The 5,197-nt window shown below is 66.0% G+C and carries 7 protein-coding genes; all 7 read right to left on the reverse strand.

Features of this window, described 5'->3' with window-relative positions; translation table 11 throughout:
• Positions 1–61 precede the first annotated feature (61 nt).
• The 7 genes from P4L93_07635 to P4L93_07665 all read right to left on the reverse strand — a co-directional run bounded on the left by P4L93_07635 (position 62) and on the right by P4L93_07665 (position 5,071).
• The gene (locus P4L93_07635) at positions 62–994 is read right to left on the reverse strand and encodes a thiamine pyrophosphate-dependent enzyme (protein MDR3686807.1); all 933 of its coding nucleotides are present in this window, start codon (positions 992–994) and stop codon (positions 62–64) included.
• 11 nt (positions 995–1,005) lie between these two features.
• Positions 1,006–2,196, reverse strand: coding sequence for a transketolase C-terminal domain-containing protein (locus tag P4L93_07640; protein ID MDR3686808.1), 1,191 nt, complete (start codon positions 2,194–2,196; stop codon positions 1,006–1,008).
• A 3-nt stretch (positions 2,197–2,199) separates the two neighbouring features.
• Positions 2,200–2,499, reverse strand: a complete 300-nt coding sequence (locus P4L93_07645) for a 4Fe-4S binding protein (GenBank protein ID MDR3686809.1) — start codon at positions 2,497–2,499, stop codon at positions 2,200–2,202.
• 26 nt (positions 2,500–2,525) lie between these two features.
• Positions 2,526–3,101, reverse strand: coding sequence for a 2-oxoacid:acceptor oxidoreductase family protein (locus P4L93_07650; protein ID MDR3686810.1), 576 nt, complete (start codon positions 3,099–3,101; stop codon positions 2,526–2,528).
• Between the two features lie 277 nt (positions 3,102–3,378).
• Entirely contained in the window at positions 3,379–3,975 is a 597-nt protein-coding gene (gene recR, locus P4L93_07655) for a recombination mediator RecR (protein ID MDR3686811.1), read from the reverse strand.
• Between the two features lie 11 nt (positions 3,976–3,986).
• Positions 3,987–4,295 (reverse strand): YbaB/EbfC family nucleoid-associated protein, encoded by a 309-nt coding sequence (locus P4L93_07660; GenBank protein ID MDR3686812.1) that lies wholly within the window; start codon positions 4,293–4,295, stop codon positions 3,987–3,989.
• Entirely contained in the window at positions 4,292–5,071 is a 780-nt protein-coding gene (locus P4L93_07665; GenBank protein MDR3686813.1) for a hypothetical protein, read from the reverse strand. The genes P4L93_07660 and P4L93_07665 overlap by 4 nt, the downstream gene beginning before the upstream one ends.
• Positions 5,072–5,197 lie beyond the last annotated feature (126 nt).

The raw sequence follows: 5,197 nt of genomic DNA on the forward strand, positions 1-5,197 counted from the left end.
CCGGCCCCCTAAGAAAACCGGGGGGGGCCCCCGAGACGGTGCTGATGTGTCTAGCTGGTTCCTACGCCTCGCAGTCGCAGCGCCGCATGATGTAGTCCCAGTAGCGATCGACTTCACCCTGAACGGCCTCAAGAAGCTCGGCATTCTCGGGCGTGAAGAGGTGCTTGAAACGGCCTTGGGGCTTGAGGAACTCGGTGACGGGCTTGCGGTTCATGACCTTGACGGTCTGACGCCAGTGCCCGTCCTCGACCTCGAAGAGCGGCCAGAAGCCGGTCTGCACGCCGAGCTTCGCGATCTCGACCGACGCGCTGGGTAGCGTGCGCCAGCCTCGAGGGCAGGGCGAGAGCACGTTGATGAACGCCGGACCCTTCACCGCGAACGCCTTCTCGGCCTTGTTGGTAAGGTCCTTCCAGTGGCTGATCGACGCCTGCGCGGCGTAGACGCCGTGGTCGGCGATGATCGACGTCAGGTCCTTGCGACGCTGCACCTTGCCCTGCTGCGCCTTGCCGACCTCGGCGGTGGTAGCCCACGCGCCGAACGGCGTGGCCGACGAGCGCTGGATGCCCGTGTTCATGTACGCACCGTTGTCGTAGCAGACGTAGACCATGTCGTGCCCGCGCTCCATGGCGCCGGACAGCGACTGCAGACCGATATCGTAGGTGCCGCCGTCGCCTCCGAAGGCGACGAACTTCATCTGCTTGTCGGCGGGAATCTTGCCGGCCCGCTGCAGGCCCTTGAATGCGGCCTCGACGCCGGAGACGGTTGCCGCGGAGTTCTCGAAGGCGTTGTGGATGAAGGGACCCGTCCACGACGTGTAGGGATAGATCGTGGTCGAGACCTCGAGGCAGCCGGTAGCGCATCCGGTGACTACCGGGGTACCGCCGGCCGCAAGCATCACCTGACGGACCGTGATCGACGCGCCGCAGCCAGCACAAAGGCGATGGCCGCCGGTCAGCCCCTCAGGGTTGTGGGAGAGCTCCTTGATGTTTGCCATTGGTGTCCTCCCTACCTTGCGCCGAGGTAGACGAGTCGACCCGACTCGTGCACGCCGTCGGCCAGGTCAACCAGGTCGTCATAGACCTGCTGGATGAGCTCGAGCTTCACGTCGGCACCGCCGAGGCCGTAGATGTAGTTGATGACCAGCGGGCGGGTCTCCATGTCGTACAGGGCGCTGCGAACCTCGAGGAAGACGGGGCCGCCCTCGGCGCCGAACGACTCGGAGCGGTCCAGAACCGCGACCGCCTTGACGCCCTTGATCGCCTCGGCGACCTCGGTGAAGGGGAACGGGCGGAAGACGCGGATCTTGAGCACGCCAGCCGCCACGCCCTTGGCGCGCAACTCGCGAGCCACGTGGCGGCAGTTACCGGCGGTGGAGCCGATGGCGATGATCACGTACTCGGCATCGTCCATGCCCCAGCCCTCGACGACATCGAAGGGGCGACCGGAGAGTTCGGCGAACTCGGCGCCGACATTCTTGATGACCTCCATCGAACGATCGATGGCGTTGCGCTGCGCCTTCTTGAACTCGAAGTACGTCCCGCCGAGACTCGCGAAGTTGCCGTGGCTCGTGGGGTTGTCCGTGTCGAGCAGGGCGTGTTCCGGCGTGTACGTTCCAACGAACTTCGCCGCGTCCTCATCGGACAAGAGCCGTGCCCGATCGATGGTGTGAGTCGTGATGAACCCGTCGAGCGTCGTCATGACCGGGAGCATCACGTCGGGGTGCTCGGCGACGCGCACGGACATCAGCGTGTTGTCGTAGGCCTCCTGCGCCGTCTCGGCGAAGTAGATGACCCACCCGGTGTCACGCGCGCCCATGATGTCGGAGTGGTCGCAGTGGATGTTGATCGGCGCGGCCAAGGCGCGGTTGGCGTTGGCCATGACGATCGGGCACCGTAGGCCGGATGCGATGTGGAGCTGTTCCCACATGTACGCCAGGCCCTGCGACGACGTGGCGGTCATGACGCGAGCGCCAGCGGCAGATGCGCCGATACACGCGCTCATCGCCGAGTGCTCGGACTCGACCGTGACGTACTCGGTGTGGACGCGGCCTTGTGCGACGTACTTGGCGTACTCCTCGACGATCGTCGTCTGCGGAGTAATGGGGTAGGCCGCCATGACGTCTGGCGCGCTTTGTCGCATCGCCTCGGCGACCATGATGTTGCCGGTCGTAGCAACTGTCTTCTGCTCAACAGCCATCGGTTACTTCACCCCCGGAAGTTCGCAGCCCTCGGGCACCATCTCGATGGCGTCGGCGGGGCACTCGTGGGCGCAGATACCGCAGCCCTTGCAGTGGTCGTAGTCGAAGTCGTAGACTTTTTCGTCGGCCACCTTGACCGAGGTGTCCGGACAGAACACCCAGCACAGCAGGCACTGAGTGCACTTGGCGTCGTCGCGGACCGGACGCTCGCTGCGCCAGCCACCGGTGACGTACTCACACGAGTTGCCGGCGACGGGAATCGTCGCGCCGCGCGGGAACTCGTCGCTGGTCCACTCGTCCATTGTGGAGACATCCCACTTCTTCTCACTCACGCCTGGGTCACCTCCTCGTACGCACGCGTGACCGCGGCGAAGTTCGCGTCGATCATCTCTTGGCCAAACTTCTTGGCCAGGTTCTTGGAGAGCAGCCCCTTGAAGGCTTCGACGTCGATGACGCCGGTCGTCTTGCACAGCGCACCAACGATCGGTGTGTTGGGGATGTCGCGCTTGATGGTGTCCAGCGCGATGCCTGACGCATCGACTGTGGCCACGGTGACCGTGTCTGCGACGCCAAGCGCCGCCTTGACGGCAGAGGCCGGGGAGCACGTGTTGATGATCAGCGTTCCGGTGGGCTTGAGGCCCTCGGTGACGTCGATGACGTCGAGCAGCGTCTCATCCAAGACGATGACGACGTCGGGGAACTCGATGTTGTTGTGGATCTCGATAGGCTCGTCGCAGATGCGCGTGAACGCCTTGATCGGCGCACCCATCCGCTCGGGACCGTACTCGGGCATGGCTTGCATGTACTGGTCGGCTGACAGCGCTGTCTCGGCAACGACTTTGGCCGCCGTGACTGCGCCTTGGCCGGCCCGCGCATGCCAACGGATCTCCGTTAGCTGTGGCATCGCGTCCTTTCCCTTCACTCGGCACACGTGGTGGTGCGGGGTGACTGCGCCGCCCAGGCCGGGCGACAGGTCACACAAGAATAGGGGCGACCGCCCAATCCACCCCCGTGCGGTGCTCAGGCGGCGGTCGGCGGCGTCAGGCAATCGGTGAACGGTAGACAAATGCTGGAAACACCGGTTTCGTGCACGTTTCGCCGCGTGCTCGGAGAGTACGACGCATCGGCATCGAATCCTGTGTCGCGCGCGACGGAGGGCGCCCAGCGCAGGGCGAGCGGCACTACATCTCTCGGCGTGCCTCCAGAGCGCGACCGAGCGTGACCTCATCGGCGTACTCGAGGTCGCCTCCAACGGGCAGCCCGCTCGCGATACGCGTCACCGTGATTCCGAGTGGCTTGATGAGACGTGCGAGGTAGAGTGCCGTGGTCTCGCCCTCGACGTTGGGGTTGGTCGCGATGACGACCTCGGTGACCTCACCTGGTCCGAGCCTGTCGATCAGCTCGCGAACACGCAGGCGGTCGGGCCCGATGCCGTCGATGGGCGAGATCGCCCCCTGCAGCACGTGGTAGGTACCGTGGAACTCGCCGGTGCGATCGAGCGCGACCAGATCGCGCGGCTCCTCGACGACGCAGATCTTGGTCCTGTCCCGGTCGTCATCGGCGCACACCTCGCACAGGTCGCCCTCGGCGAAGTTGAAGCACACCGGGCAGAAGTGGATGGTGCGCTTCACCTCGATGATCGAGTCGGCGAGACGCTGGGCGTCGGCCGACTCGGCCGTTAGCAACCAGTAGGCGATACGTTGAGCCGACTTCGGGCCGACGCCGGGCAGGCGCTCCAGCTCCTCGAGGAGTCGGGCGATGGGCGGTGCATAGCGCATCAGCGGAGCACCTACATCAGACCCGGGATGTTCATGCCGCCGGTGATGTCGTTCATGCGCGCAGCAGCGAGCTCCTGCGCCGAGCGAATGGCTTCGTTGACCGCGGCGGTGACCATGTCCTGCAGCATCTCGACGTCCTCGGGATCCACGGCAGCAGGGTCGATCGTGATCGAGACGATCTGCACGTCGCCGGTGATCTTGACCTTGACCATTCCGCCGCCTGCCGAAGCCTCGAGCTGCTCGTTCTTCAGCTCCTCCTGCATGGCCGCCATCTTGGTCTGCATCTTCTGCGCTTGCTTCATCATGCTTCCGAAGTTCACTGGGCTTCGTCCTCTCTTGCGTCTGAATCGAACAGTCCTGGATCGCCATACGGAGCGGCGTCGGCCGAGGCAAGCTCGGCGGCCGCATCGTCATCATCGTCCGTCGCGGGCGTCAGAGCATCTGGCGGTGCAGCGTGCTGAGCCACAATCTGCGCACCCATGCCCGTGAGCAGCCGCGTCAGGTCGCTCTCCGGCGCGGTCGGGTCCGTCCCTGTCGGCGGCGCGAGGGGCACCGGAACGGTAGCCTCGATGGGCTCGCTCATGCCAGCGCCGGTCTCGTAGTACTCGGGCACGGGCTCATCGTCGTAGCTGGTGTCGCTCGCCGGCGCTTGCTTCGGTTGCGCCGCGCGCTCGGGCGTCTGCACGCCGACCGGCGACTCTGACGCCGCGGCCGCGCGCACGGCCTCGGCTGGGCGTACGGCGCCCTTGCCGAGCTGAAAGCGCACCGGCGGTGCGAAGCCGAGTGCCGAGGCCAGCGCACGCTTCAGTAGCTCGCGCATCTCTGGCTCCTCGGCAAGCTGGACCGAGAACGCCTGGTCGCCCGGGAACTCCACGACGAGCGTCTCGCCGTCGCTGTCGACTTCGATATCTGCCGCGCCGAAGAGTTGCGCGCGCCCCGGCTTGGTTTTCTTGATCTCCGAGAGAACCGCCGGCCATGCGGCGCGAGCCGACGACCGGTCGAGTCCTCCAGCGTGGTGCACGTCGACGGCGACCGGCGGTGTGGGCGGAGGTTCCTCGTCGAAGGCGACGGCCGGGCTCGCAGCAGTCTCCGGCAACGAAGCCTTCACGGGCGTTTCAGAAATCCCAGCGGCCTGGGAGGCTTGTGGCGCTTGAGGCATCAGCGTGTCGGGCTCGGGTTCCGGAGCGGGGGGGGGGGGGGGGGGGGCGGGGGGGGGGGGGCG

The sequence above is a fragment of the Coriobacteriia bacterium genome (assembly GCA_031292615.1).
Taxonomy (GTDB): domain Bacteria; phylum Actinomycetota; class Coriobacteriia; order Anaerosomatales; family JAAXUF01; genus JARLGT01.

Coding starts and splice junctions, on each gene's coding strand:
- recR (MDR3686811.1), bottom strand. CDS start 3,975: ATGCGCTATGCACCGCCCATCGCCCGACTCCTCGAGGAGCTGGAGCGC.
- P4L93_07640 (MDR3686808.1), bottom strand. CDS start 2,196: ATGGCTGTTGAGCAGAAGACAGTTGCTACGACCGGCAACATCATGGTC.
- P4L93_07645 (MDR3686809.1), bottom strand. CDS start 2,499: ATGGACGAGTGGACCAGCGACGAGTTCCCGCGCGGCGCGACGATTCCC.
- P4L93_07650 (MDR3686810.1), bottom strand. CDS start 3,101: ATGCCACAGCTAACGGAGATCCGTTGGCATGCGCGGGCCGGCCAAGGC.
- P4L93_07635 (MDR3686807.1), bottom strand. CDS start 994: ATGGCAAACATCAAGGAGCTCTCCCACAACCCTGAGGGGCTGACCGGC.